At 53.0% G+C, this 15,244-nt stretch carries 19 protein-coding genes; 13 read left to right on the forward strand and 6 right to left on the reverse strand.

The window, feature by feature from the left end:
* Positions 1-126 precede the first annotated feature (126 nt).
* From K4305_RS09425 to K4305_RS09440, 4 genes are read left to right on the forward strand one after another with little or no spacing between them, the layout of a single operon-like run.
* The gene (locus tag K4305_RS09425) at positions 127-1,212 is read left to right on the forward strand and encodes a hydrogenase small subunit (protein ID WP_331562161.1); all 1,086 of its coding nucleotides are present in this window, start codon (positions 127-129) and stop codon (positions 1,210-1,212) included.
* A gap of 17 nt (positions 1,213-1,229) precedes the next feature.
* The gene (locus K4305_RS09430) at positions 1,230-2,948 is read left to right on the forward strand and encodes a nickel-dependent hydrogenase large subunit (protein ID WP_331562162.1); all 1,719 of its coding nucleotides are present in this window, start codon (positions 1,230-1,232) and stop codon (positions 2,946-2,948) included.
* A gap of 12 nt (positions 2,949-2,960) precedes the next feature.
* Entirely contained in the window at positions 2,961-3,644 is a 684-nt protein-coding gene (gene cybH, locus K4305_RS09435; RefSeq protein WP_331562163.1) for a Ni/Fe-hydrogenase, b-type cytochrome subunit, read from the forward strand.
* Between the two features lie 5 nt (positions 3,645-3,649).
* The gene (locus K4305_RS09440; RefSeq protein ID WP_331562164.1) at positions 3,650-4,120 is read left to right on the forward strand and encodes a HyaD/HybD family hydrogenase maturation endopeptidase; all 471 of its coding nucleotides are present in this window, start codon (positions 3,650-3,652) and stop codon (positions 4,118-4,120) included.
* A gap of 91 nt (positions 4,121-4,211) precedes the next feature.
* Here K4305_RS09440 and folE read toward each other — a convergent pair whose 3' ends face one another.
* Together folE and K4305_RS09450 are read right to left on the reverse strand one after the other, a co-directional pair.
* On the reverse strand, positions 4,212-4,886 hold the full coding sequence (folE, locus tag K4305_RS09445; RefSeq protein WP_331562165.1) for a GTP cyclohydrolase I FolE: 675 nt from the start codon (positions 4,884-4,886) through the stop codon (positions 4,212-4,214).
* Entirely contained in the window at positions 4,846-5,295 is a 450-nt protein-coding gene (locus K4305_RS09450) for a 6-carboxytetrahydropterin synthase (protein ID WP_331562166.1), read from the reverse strand. Before K4305_RS09450 ends, folE begins: the two co-directional genes overlap by 41 nt.
* Before the next feature lie 215 nt (positions 5,296-5,510).
* Between K4305_RS09450 and K4305_RS09455 the strand changes: the two genes are divergently transcribed.
* Genes K4305_RS09455 through K4305_RS09465 form a run of 3 tightly spaced genes read left to right on the forward strand, consistent with a single transcriptional unit; the run spans position 5,511 to position 6,968 of the window.
* Positions 5,511-5,954 (forward strand): OsmC family protein, encoded by a 444-nt coding sequence (locus K4305_RS09455; RefSeq protein WP_331562167.1) that lies wholly within the window; start codon positions 5,511-5,513, stop codon positions 5,952-5,954.
* Between the two features lie 17 nt (positions 5,955-5,971).
* A complete protein-coding gene (trxA, locus tag K4305_RS09460) occupies positions 5,972-6,280 on the forward strand; it encodes a thioredoxin (protein WP_331562168.1) in 309 nt (102 codons plus the stop codon).
* Between the two features lie 46 nt (positions 6,281-6,326).
* Positions 6,327-6,968 carry an HAD family hydrolase gene (locus K4305_RS09465; RefSeq protein ID WP_331562169.1) on the forward strand — a complete coding sequence of 214 codons (642 nt, stop codon included), beginning with the start codon at positions 6,327-6,329 and terminating at the stop codon, positions 6,966-6,968.
* Between the two features lie 135 nt (positions 6,969-7,103).
* Here K4305_RS09465 and trmB read toward each other — a convergent pair whose 3' ends face one another.
* The gene (trmB, locus tag K4305_RS09470; protein WP_331562170.1) at positions 7,104-7,712 is read right to left on the reverse strand and encodes a tRNA (guanine(46)-N(7))-methyltransferase TrmB; all 609 of its coding nucleotides are present in this window, start codon (positions 7,710-7,712) and stop codon (positions 7,104-7,106) included.
* A gap of 167 nt (positions 7,713-7,879) precedes the next feature.
* Positions 7,880-8,116: a hypothetical protein gene (locus K4305_RS09475; RefSeq protein ID WP_331562171.1), complete on the reverse strand. Its 237-nt coding sequence runs from the start codon at positions 8,114-8,116 to the stop codon at positions 7,880-7,882.
* A 381-nt stretch (positions 8,117-8,497) separates the two neighbouring features.
* Between K4305_RS09475 and K4305_RS09480 the strand changes: the two genes are divergently transcribed.
* Genes K4305_RS09480 through K4305_RS09490 form a run of 3 tightly spaced genes read left to right on the forward strand, consistent with a single transcriptional unit; the run spans position 8,498 to position 10,611 of the window.
* On the forward strand, positions 8,498-9,499 hold the full coding sequence (locus K4305_RS09480; RefSeq protein WP_331562172.1) for a radical SAM protein: 1,002 nt from the start codon (positions 8,498-8,500) through the stop codon (positions 9,497-9,499).
* A 1-nt stretch (position 9,500) separates the two neighbouring features.
* Positions 9,501-10,160: a 3'-5' exonuclease gene (locus tag K4305_RS09485; protein ID WP_331562173.1), complete on the forward strand. Its 660-nt coding sequence runs from the start codon at positions 9,501-9,503 to the stop codon at positions 10,158-10,160.
* Positions 10,147-10,611: a rhodanese-like domain-containing protein gene (locus K4305_RS09490; protein WP_331562174.1), complete on the forward strand. Its 465-nt coding sequence runs from the start codon at positions 10,147-10,149 to the stop codon at positions 10,609-10,611. The genes K4305_RS09485 and K4305_RS09490 overlap by 14 nt, the downstream gene beginning before the upstream one ends.
* Positions 10,612-10,615: 4 nt before the next feature.
* Here K4305_RS09490 and K4305_RS09495 read toward each other — a convergent pair whose 3' ends face one another.
* Both K4305_RS09495 and K4305_RS09500 read right to left on the reverse strand, forming a co-directional pair.
* Positions 10,616-11,410: a sterol desaturase family protein gene (locus K4305_RS09495; protein ID WP_331562175.1), complete on the reverse strand. Its 795-nt coding sequence runs from the start codon at positions 11,408-11,410 to the stop codon at positions 10,616-10,618.
* A gap of 250 nt (positions 11,411-11,660) precedes the next feature.
* Positions 11,661-12,353: a zinc metallopeptidase gene (locus tag K4305_RS09500; RefSeq protein WP_331562176.1), complete on the reverse strand. Its 693-nt coding sequence runs from the start codon at positions 12,351-12,353 to the stop codon at positions 11,661-11,663.
* A 285-nt stretch (positions 12,354-12,638) separates the two neighbouring features.
* Here K4305_RS09500 and K4305_RS09505 point away from each other — a divergent pair, with 285 nt between their 5' ends.
* The 3 genes from K4305_RS09505 to K4305_RS09515 are packed head-to-tail and all read left to right on the forward strand — an operon-like array spanning position 12,639 to position 15,180.
* On the forward strand, positions 12,639-13,928 hold the full coding sequence (locus K4305_RS09505) for an NfeD family protein (protein ID WP_331562177.1): 1,290 nt from the start codon (positions 12,639-12,641) through the stop codon (positions 13,926-13,928).
* Positions 13,929-13,934: 6 nt separating this feature from the next.
* A complete protein-coding gene (locus K4305_RS09510) occupies positions 13,935-14,705 on the forward strand; it encodes a slipin family protein (protein WP_331562178.1) in 771 nt (256 codons plus the stop codon).
* Between the two features lie 13 nt (positions 14,706-14,718).
* A complete protein-coding gene (locus tag K4305_RS09515; protein ID WP_331562179.1) occupies positions 14,719-15,180 on the forward strand; it encodes a universal stress protein in 462 nt (153 codons plus the stop codon).
* Positions 15,181-15,244: the final 64 nt, after the last annotated feature.

Here is a 15,244-nt window from a genome sequence, read left to right on the forward strand (position 1 = left end):
GCTTTGGTAAAATCAATCAACGATTGTTAAATTAAAGGATAATCACTACGATCACATAACAGCAAAGTCAAACCGGATAAGGCAGAGTGTGGCGGTATATCCGGTTCAATCTATCCGGAGGCAGTAATGCAAAACCACAAGACCTTCGCTGAAATCTTTTCGGCCAGCGGTATCAGCCGACGTGATTTCCTTAAATTCTGCTCCCTGACCTCGGTCTATCTCGGACTTTCTCCCTCGATGGTTCCTGAAATCGTTCAGGCCATGGAAACAAAGCCAAGGACTCCGGTTATCTGGCTGCATGGACTTGAGTGTACCTGCTGTTCGGAATCATTTATCCGTTCTTCCCATCCCACCATCGAGGATATCATTTTCAATATGATTTCTCTCGATTACAACGATGTTCTCAGCGCCGCTGCCGGTCATCAGCTTGAGGCTGTTCGCAGGCAGGTCATGAAGGAGTATAAAGGGAAATATATACTCGCTGTAGAGGGCAACGCCTCCACCAAGGACGACGGGGTCTATTGTCTTGTAGGAGGCGACTCGTTCCTGAACACGCTCAGGGAAACTGCTGCCGACGCTGCGGCCATCATTGCATGGGGAGCATGTGCATCATACGGATGCGTACAGAATGCCGATCCGAACCCGACAGGAGCCGCACCGGTTTCGGAGATCATCAGGGACAAGCCCATCGTCAAGGTGCCGGGATGCCCTCCGATCGCCGAAGTCATGACCGGCGTTATTGCCCATTTCCATACATTCGGCACGCTGCCTGAACTTGACCGAATGGGCAGACCGAAAGCGTTTTACAGAACCAGAATCCACGACAAGTGCTATCGCCGCGCCTTCTACGATGCCGGCATGTTCGTCAGGAGTTTTGACGACGAAGCGACAAGAAAAGGGTGGTGTCTCTACAAAATGGGATGCAAGGGCCCGACGACTTACAATTCCTGCTCAAGTATCGAGTGGAATGGCGGAACGAGCTTTCCGATCGGTTCGGGACATCCCTGCATCGGCTGCTCCGAGCCGAACTTCTGGGATCGGGGGCCGTTCTATGAGCGCCTTGCCGACGTCTCGTTCCTCGGTACGGACAGCAATGCCGACAGGATTGGCATGATCGCAGTCGGCGCCGCAGCAGCAGGTGCCGCCGCCCACGCAGCAGTCACTGCGGTAAAAAAAGTGAAGGCCGGAAAGGATTCAGAAGAAAACGCATAACACTCAGGAGTTGAACAATGGCTAAAAAAATCGTCGTCGATCCGATTCCCCGTATTGAAGGGCATTTGCGAATAGAAGCGAAAGTCAACGACAATAACGTTATCGAGGAGGCATACAGCAGCGGTACCATGTGGCGCGGCATCGAAGTTATTCTGAAAGGACGCGATCCCCGGGACGCCTGGGCTTTCGCCGAGCGTATCTGCGGAGTATGCACTACTGTCCATGCGCTTGCTTCGGTCCGTTGCGTCGAAGACGCGCTCGGCATCCAGATTCCTCCGAACGCGCGCATCATCCGAAATCTCATGAACGCAACCCAGCAGACGCAGGATCATCTGGTGCATTTCTACCATCTGCATGCGCTTGACTGGGTCGATGTCGTCAGCGCGCTCAAGGCAGATCCCAAAATGACATCCGATATCGCGCAGAGTATCTCCTCATGGCCCAAATCATCGGTCGGGTACTTCAAGGATCTGCAGCAGCGGCTCGTCGGCTTCGTCGAAAGCGGGCAACTCGGCATTTTTTCCAATGGATACTGGGGCCATCCGGCCTACAAACTGCCTCCGGAGGTAAATCTGATCGGCGTGGCGCACTATCTCGAAGCACTCGACTTCCAGAAAGAGATCGTCAAGATCCATACCATTTTCGGCGGCAAGAATCCGCATCCCAACTATCTGGTAGGTGGTATGGCATGCGCCATCGACCCTGACAGCGATACCGCAATCAATATCGAGCGGCTCGCCATGGTCAGGAAAATCATCGACGATACCCGGCGGTTCATCGATCAGGTCTATATTCCCGACCTGATCGCCATTGCCGGATTCTACAAGGAGTGGCTCTATGGCGGAGGGCTCGGCAACTATCTCAGCTACGGAGATTTTCCCGAAACCACCCTCGACGATTTCAAGACACTGCTCTGGCCGAGAGGCGCGATCCTTAACAAGGATCTCAACACCGTGCTCGATGTCGATCCGCGCGATGCATCGCATGTCACCGAGGAGGTCAGCCATAGCTGGTATACCTACTCGAAAGGCGATGACAAGGGGCTCCATCCCTGGCAGGGCGAGACTACGCCTGCCTATACCGGGCCGAAGCCCCCGTTCGAGCATCTTGATACCGACAGGAAATACAGCTGGCTCAAAACGCCGAGATGGAAAAACCACCCGATGGAAGTAGGTCCTCTTGCAAGAGTTCTCGTTGCCTATGCCAAGGGCGACCCCATGATCAGGGATACCGTCGGCATGGTGCTCTCGAAGCTGCAGGTAGGCCCCGAAGCGCTTTTTTCCACGCTCGGCAGGACTGCGGCAAGGGGAATCGAGTGCAAGCAGACTGCCGGGTTCATGCGCCACTATTACGACCAGCTTGTCGACAACATCAAAAAGGGCGATTACCGCACATTCAACAGTGAACGCTGGGATCCCTCAACCTGGCCTGAAGAGTGCAAGGGATTCGGATACAGCGAGGCACCGCGAGGTTCTCTCGGCCACTGGATACAGATCGAAAACAAGAAGATCAGGGAGTACCAGATCGTTGTGCCCTCAACCTGGAACGCATCGCCGCGGGACGCAAACGGTAAGGTCGGCGCCTATGAGGCTGCATTGAAAGGTACGCCGATGGCAAATCCGGAACAGCCGCTCGAAATCATTCGTACCGTCCATTCATTCGATCCCTGCCTTGCTTGCGCTTCGCATGTTTTCGACATGAACGGCCATGAGGTCACCAGCGTCAGAATCGTTTAACCGGAGGAAACCATGGGCAGAATCATCGAAGAAATCTACGTCTGGCGCCTGCCGGTACGATTCTATCACTGGGTCAACGCGCTCTGTACCGTCGTCCTCCTGGCAACCGGCATGTACATTGCCGCGCCGGTCATCAATCCACCGCTCGGAGAGGCTGTATGGTACAACGGTATGTCGTGGTGGCGTTACCTGCATTTTGCTGCAGCGTTCATTTTTATCGCCAATTTTCTTTTCAGGATGTACTGGGCGCTTTTCGGCGACGACAGGTATGCCCGTTTCGGCGGTTTCAGGCCCTGGTCGCCCGCATGGTGGGGCAAGCCGTTCAGGGAGCAGATGGAATCCTATCTTTTTCTTCGCCATGAAGAGCCGAACTATGTCGGTCATAATCCGGTTGCGGCGCTGGCCCATTTCGTCTTCATCTTCTGCGGCTCCACCTTCATGATCGTAAGCGGTATGGCAATGTACGGCGAGAACAATCCGGGCGGTTTTTCCGATTCCTTTTTCGGATGGATGATCCCGCTCTTCGGCGGAAGCTATACATTGCATTTTGCGCACCATCTGATGGCCTGGATTTTTCCGGTCTATCTCATTATGCACCTCTATGCAGTATTCCGCCATGATGTCGTCGACCGCACCAGCGTGACATCGTCGATCGTGACCGGATACAAGCACAAGGTTGAGGAGGAGCCGGGTTGAGTTCGATGCGAATCAACGTTATCGGCCTCGGCAACATTCTCTTCGGCGACGAAGGTTTCGGTGTCGAGGCTGTAAGGGAATTTGAACGGCAAGGGGAGTATCCTGAAACCGTGCAGTTCGTCGACGGAGGAACACAGGGAATCTATCTGCTTGATTACATCGAGTCATGCGATGCTGTCATGGTTTTCGATGCCTTGATACCGGAGGATTTCGAAAGCCAAATCTATATCTATCACAAACAGGAACTGCCGGGATTCATTCACCGCAAAATGTCATCACACCAGATGGGTCTGAGCGAGCTGATAGGGCTGGCCAATCTTCGCGGCAGGATGCCCGAAAAATTCGTGCTTATCGGTATACCGCCAAAATGCCTCGACCTCGGTTCATCCCTGACTCCCGAAGCCAGGTCACTTCTTGGCAAATCGGTAGAGAAGGGGAGGGAGATACTCGAAGGCTGGCTTCAGGGAGATGCGTAAAAAAAGGCCGGAATGTATTTCTCATTCCGGCCTTTTTTATTCACCGCGTGCGAATCCGCATCCCCCGTTGATGTGTCAGTCTTCTGACTGCTCAGGGTTTTATCAGCCTCAGAAATTCACTCCGTGTAGAGGGAGAGGAAAGGAATTCGCCCGACATTGCCGACGTGGTGGTGACGGAATTCAGCTTTTCAACACCCCGCATAACCATACACATATGCCGAGCCTCGATCACCACGGCCACCCCTCTCGGATTAAGCACGTTCTGTATGGCATCCCGGATCTGCTGTGTCAGCCGTTCCTGTACCTGCAGGCGGCGGGCATAGACCTCGACCACGCGGGCGACTTTCGAGAGCCCCACAATTTTACCGTCCGGTATATAGGCCACATGAGCCTTGCCGAAGAAGGGGAGCAGATGGTGCTCGCACATCGAAAAGATATCGATATCCCTGACCAGCACCATCTCGTCGTACGATTCGGTAAAAACCGCCTTTTTCAGCACTTCTACAGGGTCCTGCCGGTAGCCCCTTGTTAGAAAGCGCATGGATCGGGCAACGCGTTCAGGCGTTTTTATAAGTCCTTCACGTTCGGGATCTTCGCCTATCCCTTCAAGCATCGTGCAGACGGCATCGGCTATGCCTGAAAGCGCCGATGTATCTGTGTCCTGCAATTCCTCGAGGCAGTCGTCATCGACGCACTGTGTACCGCGACCGGAAGGCGGTGCCTGTTCATTCTCCAAGATATCGGACAGCGTTTTTTCCTGTTTCATATAGTTTTACTTCGTATAGGGAAATATCCCTGTTGCTGAATTGATGCAGTCGTTTTTCAAGTATATCCCATATCAGCACGGCAAGTATCTCCGTTGTCGGTACGGAGCCCTCGAGCTCCGCAACGTCATGGTTCAGATGGCGGTGGTCGAAGCGTGAGACGATCTCCTCTTCAAGGATGGTTTTCAGATCTTTCAGATCGAAAAGAAACCCCGTTCTGCGATCAATCGTACCGAAAAGCGTAATTTCCAGTTCATAGTTATGGCCATGGCCGTAGCGGTTGCTGCACTTGCCATAGATACGTCGGTTTTCATCATCGCCGAATTCCGGATTGAACAGCCGATGAGCGGCGTTGAACTCCATTTTTCTCGATACATAGATCTTTCTCGGTTTCTCCAGAAGAGGATTCATAAGCTTTCATTATCTGTTGCGGAGCCGTTCCCTGAGAACGACAGCAGCGGCGATTACTTCCGGCCTTGCTGTTATCGACAAACTAACCGAGGGCACAATTTATAAGTTTCAGCGCACTTGATCTCCTCCTGCGAGATGCCGCACACTGGAAACTGAAAAGCGATTTCTCCGGTTTACGACAAAGAAGGCACATTCAAGGGAACCGTAATCTTACCATGCAGGTCAACGTAAGCTACAAAGAATCGATGCCGCTTCGCGGCACAAACGGCGCCGGGCACATAACCCTGTTCGATACCTCACCGCAATACCATGGTACCGGTTCGGCTCCCTCACCCATGGAAGTTATGCTCGAATCTCTGGCAGCCTGTTCCATGATGGACATCATAGGTATCCTCAATAAAAAGCGGCGCGAAGTCGGTGAACTTGCAGCCCATATCGATGCGGAGCGCGCAGAGGAGCACCCGAAAGTTTTTACGGCCGTACGGATCATGTATCGGCTGAAGAGCTCTGACTGCACCATGACCGATTTCGAACGCTCGATCGAGCTTTCGATGGAGAAGTACTGCAGCGTATCGGCAATGTTGCGAGCATCGGGGTGCAGATTGGAGTGGAGCGCCGAGCTGGTTCATAATGAAAGAACGGAAAGGACGATATCCTGAATAATAACACAATAAGTATGTCGAAATCGCTCAACGACCTCATACAATCAAGTACGCTGCCGGTTTTCGTGGATTTCTGGGCCGACTGGTGCGGGCCCTGCAGAATGGTGGCGCCAGCCGTGAAGCAGCTTGCCCGGGAGTTCGCAGGTCGGCTGACCGTGGTAAAAGTCAATGTCGACCAGCAGCCTGCTGCCGCCGCACAATTCCAGGTGCAGGGCATACCGGCCCTCATGCTCTTCGATAAAGGCAGACTCGCATGGCGAACCTCCGGAGTATTGCCCTACCAACAGCTCAAGGCTGAGGTGCTGAAGGTATTGGTGGGCTGAGGGCCAATGACCCTGACTGCCTTGCGCAGAAATTTAATGATTCGATATGACATACCGGCTCCTGATTTTTGATTTCGACGGAACACTGGCCGATAGCGAGGCAAGTATTATCGAGTCCCTGGAGCTCGTTGCCAGGGACCTGGATCTTCCGGGGGTAGATCGTGCAGGTGCCCGACAGAGCATCGGGTTACCGTTGGAGCGTACGATCATGGCCGGGCTGAGTCTTGTTCCTGAACTTGTGCCTGAAGCGGTTGAACTTTACAGAAAACATTACAAGGAAACAGCTTGCAGTACGACGTGTCTGTATCCGGGCGTGAAAGGGACTCTCGATTGGTTGCGGAATGATTACCTGCTTGCCGTGGCATCGAGCAAGAGCCGGCAGGGGCTTCTCGATATGATGCAACATCTCGGAATTTACGGGTATTTTTCCTTTATAGCCGGAGCTCAGGATGTGGAGCAGGGAAAACCGGCTCCGGATATGGTGCTGCTTGCAATGGAAACCCTGAATATTCCGGCAGAAAAGAGCCTCATGGTAGGTGACACCGTTTATGATATCGAGATGGGACAGCGCGCACTTGCCGATACCTGTGCGGTTACCTATGGAAACAATACAGCGGCTGAGCTCAGTCGTCTCGATCCCACCTATATCATCGATGCCTTCGAAGATGTCGTGAGTTGTCTGATGTGAGTTGAAGATCGGATTTTCCTGTTCCTGCTTCTGAAGGCATTGTATTCTGAAGCAGCCATTGCCTTTTGTCATCGATCGTCATGGAAAACCGGTCGCGTCTGTATCAGGCAATCCCTGATGAAGCCGTGTTTGCGTTTATGCATCGATATGTTCCGCTTTATTGAGCTGTATCCGGTAGAAGGTGCTGACGTTCTGTTTTATCCATTTCCGTTCGAATCGGGTGTCGAACTGCGGCGGTATGGGTCCGTTTTCGAGCTCGAAGCCCGTATCGGAAGTCTGTTTCAGTATCCACCTGTAATATTCTTCGCTGTCGGTAACGATGAGCGCCTCGCCGCCGGAGACCAGGCGATTGTTGAGCAGGCGAAGGTAGGCTTTTGTAAAGAGTCGGTACTTGTTATGCTTCCGTTTCGGCCAGGGATCGGGAAAAAGCGAATAGGCCCTTGCAATCGAACAGGAAGGGAACAGGTTGTTGAAGGCCTCTTCGGCGCAGGATTCGATCAGCCGGATATTATCGAGGTTACGGCTTTCTGCCCTTTTTGACACCTCAGTTATCATTCCCGTTTTTTTTTCGATCCCTATAAAGAGTCTTTCGGGGTGTTCCGATGCCCTCCTGAGAAGATACTCTCCGCTGCCGAAGCCGATTTCAACCTCTATCGTTCCGGCATTTTTCAGATGGTTTCCGGTCCATGCTTTCAGATCTGCGATAATGACAGGGTTTTTACAAAAAATCTCTCTGGTATCCATGAGGCGTACCGGATTGCGGTATAAGTCACATAATGTGTTGAAAAAACATGTAGCGGAATACCCGGAAGGCGGCTGAATACGCTGGAATAATTACCTGAGAGCAGGAGAAGAATCGCTTGCATGTTCAGGTTATGAGAAAATTGACAGCCGCTTTTTTCCCTGACAATTCAGTTTGCCGGAGGAGCGTTTCTTGTGAGAATGCCGTCCGCAACCATTTTATCAATCATCTTCGTAAGCTGGTCGTGAGTACGGATAAGTGCAGGCAGAGAAAGGGCAAGACGGCCTGAGAGCTGAATGTTGGGATCCTTGTCCTTTTCAATTGATGAGACGTTGACAAGGTCGATGCGTATGACGCCGTCGATAAGGGTCATGTTTGCGATGCCATCTGCATAAATTGTCTGCATGTTATTTTCTCCGAGGGATAGGGTTTCGTGTTTCAGTCGGCACTCCTTGAAAGTGCCCTCAATATACACAAAGTCGAGATAGGGGCATGAGCGGGCTTGAAAAAAAACGCGACAACCACTCAGGTACGGCGGCCGGGATGCGGATACTTGATGAGTGGCTGGTCAGCTCGATGTCCTGATTGCTGAAAAGCGGGAGATGCGGCAAGGTAGAGCCTTGTTGCCGGCTGTTTAATGGCTATATTTTCAGGGTGAGCGCTTCAGAAACCTGATACGGAGAAATATGCTGTCAAACGTGCTCTGACAACCCGTTAATCGGGCGAGGCGCGTTTTCGTTACAGGATTTATGCTGCGTCACCGAACAATCCAAACTGTTATTTATTCATGAAAACTCATGATTTGCTGAAGAAAACAGGATCGGGAGAATTTCTTTCGCGCGACGAGCTTGTTTTTCTGCTCGATCTGCCTCCTGATTCTTCAGAGGCTTATATGGTTATGGCCGAGGCAAACCGTATATCAAAGGATGTATCGGAGGGAAAAGCCGAAGTTCATGCTCAGTTTGCTCTTAATCTTGCGCCATGCAATTGCGATTGTCTGTTCTGTTCGTTTGCAGAAGTTAACGGAGTTTTTACAGCGTCATCAGCCCTGAGTTCCGAAGAGGCTGTCGCTTATGCGTGCCGGTTTGAAACAGACGGTGCGAACGCTCTGTTTCTGATGTCTACGGCTCACTATCCGTTTGAGCATTTTCTTGAAACAGCAGGGGAGGTGCGAAAAAATCTGAAGCCGGAAACGACATTGATTGCCAATGTCGGCGACCAGTCGCTCAAGAGCGCCCTCAGGCTGAAAGACGCCGGGTTTGCCGGAGTGTATCATGCGCTTCGGCTCCGAGAAGGAATCGATACCTCGCTCGATGCCGGAAAGAGAAAGAAGAGTATTCATAATTTTCTTGAGGCCGGTCTTGAAGTTGGAACATGCGTGGAGCCTGTCGGGCCTGAACATACCAATGAAGAGATTGCCGATATGATCGCATTTACCGCGTCGTTCAATCCTGCCTACAGCGGGGCAGCACGCAGGATTCCCATTCCGGGCACCAGGCTGGCTGCGCTCGGAATCATCAGCGAGCTTCGGATGGCCCAGATCGTAGCCGTTACCAGGCTGGGCATGCCGAGGAGCGTTTCAGGCAATTGCACCCATGAACCCTGTACGTTAGGAGCTATTGCCGGCGCCAATCTTTTCTGGGCGGAAGTAGGAGCAAACCCTCGCGATGTTCGGAAGAGGACTGAGGAGGGAAGAGGTGAAAGCGTGACCACATGTCATTCGATTTTTCAGGAGAGCAACTGGGATGTGCTGCAAGGGCCATCACGGTTTTATAATCGTTCCTTGTAACATGCAGCGGATGCCGGCCGATAATGTGGTGGTTATCGATTTCGAGACGACCGGTCTGTCGCCGCAATATGGCGACCGGGTTATCGAGGTCGGTGCGGTGCTTCTGGAGCAGGGAAAGATTGTCGGTCGCTTTCAGAAGCTGATGAATCCCGGATTCAGGATCAGTCCCTTCATAGAGCGTTATACCGGAATCACAAACGACATGCTCAAAGGCCAGCCCCGCTGCGAAGAGGTCATGGCCGGGTTTTCGGAATTTATAGCCTGCAGAAATATTGTCGCTCACAATGCGTCGTTCGATCGCCGTTTTCTGGATTACGAGTTCAGACGGGCGAAACTGGAATATGACGGCAGCTTTTGCTGCTCGCTGCTTGTTTCAAGAAGGATTTTTCAGGATGCCCCCAACCATAAGCTGCAGACCCTTGTGTCGCATGCTGCCATTCCGGAGACAGGAAGGTTTCACCGAGCTCTGGCGGACGCCGGGATGACTGCCCGTTTATGGATGTCGATGATCGGGCGGATTCGGAGTCAATACGGAATCACGATGATTTTCTTCGACCAGCTGTGTGAGCTCGCCGCTATGGACAAGCTGTATACTCACCGGTTTCTTTCCGCACTGGCAGAGGAATCCGGAAGAGAGGAGGGAAGAGATGTTCGGTTCTGACTGGCTGCTCGATGGCGCAATCATGATGATCGAGCGTACACACCGGGTGGATAACCTTGCGACCGACGAACTGGCTGCGATGCTTGCCGGACCTGAACCGCCGCTGCTTTTCGATGTTCGTACTGCCGCTGAGTACCAGAAGAGCAGGATAGCGACGGCCATGCGTCTTGATCCGGATACCGGTACGGATGATTTCGTGAAACTGTACGGATTCCTTGTCGAGGGGCGCGACACGGTTTTTTACTGTTCGGTCGGACAACGCAGCTCGGAACTGATCGAACGGGTTGAGAACGTGTGCCGGAATGCCGGGGCCAGAAGCTGCCGCAATCTGCGAGGAGGTATTTTCCGCTGGTATAACGAGGGCAGGCCGGTCGTCGATGCCTCCGGTACGACGGACGATATAGACGGGTACGACCCGGTCTGGTCGGTCATGGTCGCCCGGCGCAGATAGCGAGCTATGGGCGGAACGGCCGCTGAAGGAGGGGGAAAAGCCGCTGTTTGCCGGGATCGCTTTCATTGTCGAGGCCGAGATGGAGGCCATCGAGACTCTCTTTCATAAGGAAGCTCCCGAAAAGACGGTCCCACAGGGAGAGCATGCTGCCGTAGTTCGAGTCGTGTTCGCTTCTCAGCCTCGAGTGATGCAGACGGTGCATCATGGGGGTGGGGACGACGAGCCGGGCCAGCCGGTCCATGGCGGGCGGAATGGAGATGTTGCTGTGGTGGAATTCGATGACCGGAGTCATGAGGAGCGAGTAGAGGAGCAGGTGTTCGATACCGGCACCCAGCAGCATGAAAATGGGGAGTCGCAGCAGTTCCGAGAAGAGGATTTCCATGTAATGGAACCGCCAGCTCGTGGTGACGTCCAGCGCGGTGTCGCTGTGGTGCACGGAGTGGAATCTCCAGAGAAATGCCGTTTCATGGTTGAGTCGATGCCATGCGTACATCCACATGTCGATGACGAGGATGATCATGAGGGCTTCGGCTGCGGGGTGAAGGGCAAGAAAACCGATACCCGGCCACAAGTTTTTCGACCAGTCGAGCATGAATGCCATGAGTATGCCTGAAGGGAGCAGGATCAGCAGGTTGATCCCGGCAATCGAAAGATTGAGTCTGGCATGTCGGGCGCGGCCGTTCCGGGCGGAGAAAAAAGGGATGACTCCTTCGAGAATCCACAGCAGTACTCCCGCTCCAATAGTTGCGCCGTATGAGAAGATGCGGAGGTCGGGTATGGAAAAAAAACTGTCCGCCATACTTGTCAGATCAGAACCGGTTGAGTTGAACAGGGAAGCATCTGAAGTTGCATGAAATGCAGCAACATTTCCAACAGGGAGTTTTCCCTGAAGAAGAAAAGACCGATTGCCGTGTTGCCCGGGTTTTTCATCACTTTCATCGCTGATAAGCCGAACGGAAATGTCAGCCGGGCATAAAGCCGGTCAAAGGTGTCCGGCTTTATGCTTGTAATCCGTTCTGGCCATTCTTATGCGGGGACTATTGGTACTATCAGGAATCCCTGCGGTTCATTACCGTGAGAAAATAGACGAGCTGCATGATTGCCTGTGCTGCGGCAGCGACGTAGGTCAGCGCGGCAGCGTTGAGCACGGCGTTGACACCCTCCATTTCAGCGCGGGAGACGATGCCCTGCGAAACGAGCAGCTCTTTAGCCCTGCGGCTGGCATCGAATTCTACCGGCAGCGTGACGAGAGCGAAGAGCGCCGTTGCCGCGAAGAGGGTTATGCCTGCCCAGGCAAGCGTGGTGCCGAGCGTGCCGGCCATGAACATGCCGACCATGAAGATGATCGGGCCGAGGTTGCTGCCGATGGAAACAGCCGGAACCATGATGGAACGGAGCTGCAGCGGCAGGTAACCTGTTTTGTCCTGCAGGGCGTGGCCTGCTTCGTGTGCGGCTACGCCCACCGATGCGATGCTCGGCAGATTGTAAACCTGTTCGCTGAGTCGAAGCGCTTTATGGCGGGGATCGTAGTGGTCCAAAAGCATGCCGTGGGCAGCTTCTATTGTTACGCCGGCAAGGCCGCCCCTGTCAAGAAGCTTCCGGGCAGCCTGCGCACCGCTGATGCCTGTCCGGGTGCGTACCTGAGCGTATCTGCTGAATGCGGATTTTACCCTGAATTGCGCCCAGAGGCCAAGCAGCATGGGCGGAAGAGCAAACAAAAAATATAGAGGATCGAAGTACATAAGTATTTGTATTATGAGTTATTCTGCAATATGTGTTCATCGTTATCGAGAGAAAAAACAAATACACACCGGCATTAGTTTCGTTAAGCACATGATGGTAATGTGTATCGGGCTGATTCCGTCACGGGTATGTGCGTTCAACCGTTTTTTCTGATGGATAACGGATGATGGGGGAACGTTGAAGCCTGTTTAGTTTATTATATTAATAGCAGATACACTTATCAGGGAATATTTCCGACATTGATTATGAATGTTTCAGGCAGGCTTTTAACAGGATTGTGCCGATTGTTCTCTTCCGCTTTGCTTTTACAGGTTTTGTTTTTTGCTGCCGTGGAGGCAGATGCTTCGGAAAAGAGGGTCTCGAGCATAGAGTTGAAGGGATCGGTGAATCCGGCGAGTGCGCAGTATTTTTCACGCGCCCTCGACAAGGCCCAGGCTGACGGTTCCCATGCTTTTCTTGTTGAACTCGATACTCCGGGAGGGCTGGTGAGTTCGCTCCGCGAAATGGTTCAGGATCTCATGGCTTCGAAAATTCCGGTTATTGTGTATGTTTCACCTTCGGGTTCGCAGGCTGCCTCGGCAGGAGCTCTTCTGATGCTGTCGGCTCACGTTGCTGCCATGTCTCCGGGGACGGAAACAGGGGCAGCGCATCCTGTAGGTATGGGGGGAGGCGATAAAGAGAGCGACGTGATGAGCAAGAAGGCAGCCAGCGATCTGGCGGCTTTTGCCAGAAGCCTTGCCGAAGAGCGCGGCAGGAATTCCCGCTGGGCTGAAGAGGCGGTTCAGGAAAGCAGGGCATCAAGTGCTCAGGAGGCTCTCGCTGCGGGCGTTATCGATGTGGTTGCGGCCGACAGGCAGGCACTTTTCAGAGCGATAGATGGAAAGCGTGTAAAAACCGCCGGCGGTGAAGTGACGATAGAGACAGCTCGGGCAGTTGTCGAAAGGATCGAACCTGCGTTTCAGGAAAAGGCGCTTATGATGCTTGCCGACCCAAATCTCGCCTACATTTTTTTTCTGGCCGGTCTTGCCGGGATTTACTTCGAGCTCTCCAATCCCGGAGCCGTTTTTCCCGGTGTAGCAGGGGCTATTTCACTGATACTCGGTCTTTATGCCATGCAGATGCTTCCGGTCAACATAACAGGAATCATTCTGATTGTTCTGGCTGCGATCTTTATCGGTCTTGAGCTGTTTGTTACAAGCGGGGGCCTGTTTGCCATAGCGGGCCTCATTGCCCTCTTTGCCGGTTCGCTTATGCTTTTCAGTACGCCAGGCACGGGTATAGAGCTTTCTTTTCTTGTTTTTCTGCCTGTTTTTCTTGTCTTTGCTTCTGCCGTTGGCGGCATTCTGTGGGTTGTCGCCAGGTCTGCGGCTCGTCGTCAGGTTTCAGGAACGGAAGGTATGATCGGGGAATCGGCAACGGTTTTTCGCGATATTTCGCCCGACCTGGCCGGAAAGGTCTTTCTTCACGGCGAGTTGTGGGATGCCGTTTCGGACAGCCATATTCCTTCGGGTACGCATGTTTTCGTTAAAGAGGTCAAGGGCCTTCAGGTTCATGTAACTACTAAACAGGGTTGAACTACTATGCTGACATTCAATTTTCTGACCATTTTCATGCTGCTGCTGGCATTTGTGGTGTCATCGGTAAAGGTTATCCGCGAGTACGAGCGGGCAGTCGTGTTTCGTCTGGGAAGGCTTCTTGGAGCGAAGGGGCCCGGAATCATTATCCTTATACCGGGTCTTGACAAGATGGTGCGCGTCGATTTGCGTACCGTGACGCTCGATGTGCCTCCTCAGGATATCATTACAAGGGATAACGTTTCGGTCAAGGTGAGCGCGGTCGTGTATTTCAGGGTTCTTGAACCCGTCAAGGCGATCGTGGACGTCGAGGATTTTCATTTTGCAACCTCCCAGCTTGCACAGACGACCTTGCGCAGCGTATGCGGTCAGGGCGAAATGGACAACCTGCTTTCGGAGCGCGACGAGATCAATGAGCGTATCCAGACAATTCTCGACAAGGATACCTCTCCATGGGGTGTCAAGGTGGGCAAGGTCGAAGTGAAAGAGATCGATCTCCCCGAAGAGATGCGTCGCGCAATGGCCAAGCAGGCAGAAGCCGAGCGCGAACGCCGTTCGAAGATTATCAATGCCGAAGGCGAGTTTCAGGCTTCGCAGCGCCTTGCCGAAGCCGCGGCTATCATTTCCGCGACACCGGGAGCGCTCCAGCTGCGTTATCTCCAGACCTTGCAGGATATTGCGGGGGATAAAAATTCTACAACCATTTTTCCGCTTCCTATCGATCTGATCAGGCCTTTTTTAGAGAACAGAAGCTCGATGCCTTACAAGGAATCCTAAACACGTAACAGTCATGTTCAAGATCAGAACCATTCTCTGCCCGGTGGATTTTTCGGATGCTTCGAAGAAAGCCGTGCGTTATGCGCATGAATTTGCCGTAAGTATGGGCGCATCGATGTTCCTGCTCAATGTGGTCGAGCCGCGACCTATGGCAGTGGACCTCTCTCTGAACTATATTCCTCTCGAAGAGGATCTTGAAAAAGCCTCCACAGAGGATCTCGATGCGCTGAAGCAGGGACTGCTCGACGAAGGGCTCAAGGTCGAGAGCACGGTGGAGATCGGCAATCCTGCCGACGTTATCCTTGAAAAAGCCGCCGACCTCGATGTGAATCTCATCATCATGGGCTCGCACGGCAAGAAAGGACTGAGCCGCCTGATAATGGGCAGCGTTGCCGAAACCGTGGTGAGGAAAGCCAATTGCCCGGTGCTGATCGTCAAAAACGACGAGAAGGAGTTTATCGGGGAGCAGGAATGAAACTTCAGTGCGGGGAGCTCATTTCACCTCAGGCGCTATGAGGCTCAAGGCGCAGGAGGATAAC

Origin of the sequence: Chlorobium sp. (genome assembly GCF_036528655.1) — a bacterium.
In the GTDB taxonomy this organism is placed as follows: Bacteria; Bacteroidota; Chlorobiia; order Chlorobiales; family Chlorobiaceae; genus Chlorobium.

Excerpts from the sequence above, each read along its gene's own strand:
- K4305_RS09425 (WP_331562161.1), top strand. The coding sequence starts at position 127 with ATGCAAAACCACAAGACCTTCGCTGAAATCTTTTCGGCCAGCGGTATC.
- K4305_RS09430 (WP_331562162.1), top strand. The coding sequence starts at position 1,230 with ATGGCTAAAAAAATCGTCGTCGATCCGATTCCCCGTATTGAAGGGCAT.
- cybH (WP_331562163.1), top strand. The coding sequence starts at position 2,961 with ATGGGCAGAATCATCGAAGAAATCTACGTCTGGCGCCTGCCGGTACGA.
- K4305_RS09440 (WP_331562164.1), top strand. The coding sequence starts at position 3,650 with ATGCGAATCAACGTTATCGGCCTCGGCAACATTCTCTTCGGCGACGAA.
- folE (WP_331562165.1), bottom strand. The coding sequence starts at position 4,886 with ATGAAACAGGAAAAAACGCTGTCCGATATCTTGGAGAATGAACAGGCA.
- K4305_RS09450 (WP_331562166.1), bottom strand. The coding sequence starts at position 5,295 with ATGAATCCTCTTCTGGAGAAACCGAGAAAGATCTATGTATCGAGAAAA.
- K4305_RS09455 (WP_331562167.1), top strand. The coding sequence starts at position 5,511 with ATGCAGGTCAACGTAAGCTACAAAGAATCGATGCCGCTTCGCGGCACA.
- trxA (WP_331562168.1), top strand. The coding sequence starts at position 5,972 with ATGTCGAAATCGCTCAACGACCTCATACAATCAAGTACGCTGCCGGTT.
- K4305_RS09465 (WP_331562169.1), top strand. The coding sequence starts at position 6,327 with ATGACATACCGGCTCCTGATTTTTGATTTCGACGGAACACTGGCCGAT.
- trmB (WP_331562170.1), bottom strand. The coding sequence starts at position 7,712 with ATGGATACCAGAGAGATTTTTTGTAAAAACCCTGTCATTATCGCAGAT.
- K4305_RS09475 (WP_331562171.1), bottom strand. The coding sequence starts at position 8,116 with ATGCAGACAATTTATGCAGATGGCATCGCAAACATGACCCTTATCGAC.
- K4305_RS09480 (WP_331562172.1), top strand. The coding sequence starts at position 8,498 with ATGAAAACTCATGATTTGCTGAAGAAAACAGGATCGGGAGAATTTCTT.
- K4305_RS09485 (WP_331562173.1), top strand. The coding sequence starts at position 9,501 with ATGCAGCGGATGCCGGCCGATAATGTGGTGGTTATCGATTTCGAGACG.
- K4305_RS09490 (WP_331562174.1), top strand. The coding sequence starts at position 10,147 with ATGTTCGGTTCTGACTGGCTGCTCGATGGCGCAATCATGATGATCGAG.
- K4305_RS09495 (WP_331562175.1), bottom strand. The coding sequence starts at position 11,410 with ATGGCGGACAGTTTTTTTTCCATACCCGACCTCCGCATCTTCTCATAC.
- K4305_RS09500 (WP_331562176.1), bottom strand. The coding sequence starts at position 12,353 with ATGTACTTCGATCCTCTATATTTTTTGTTTGCTCTTCCGCCCATGCTG.
- K4305_RS09510 (WP_331562178.1), top strand. The coding sequence starts at position 13,935 with ATGCTGACATTCAATTTTCTGACCATTTTCATGCTGCTGCTGGCATTT.
- K4305_RS09515 (WP_331562179.1), top strand. The coding sequence starts at position 14,719 with ATGTTCAAGATCAGAACCATTCTCTGCCCGGTGGATTTTTCGGATGCT.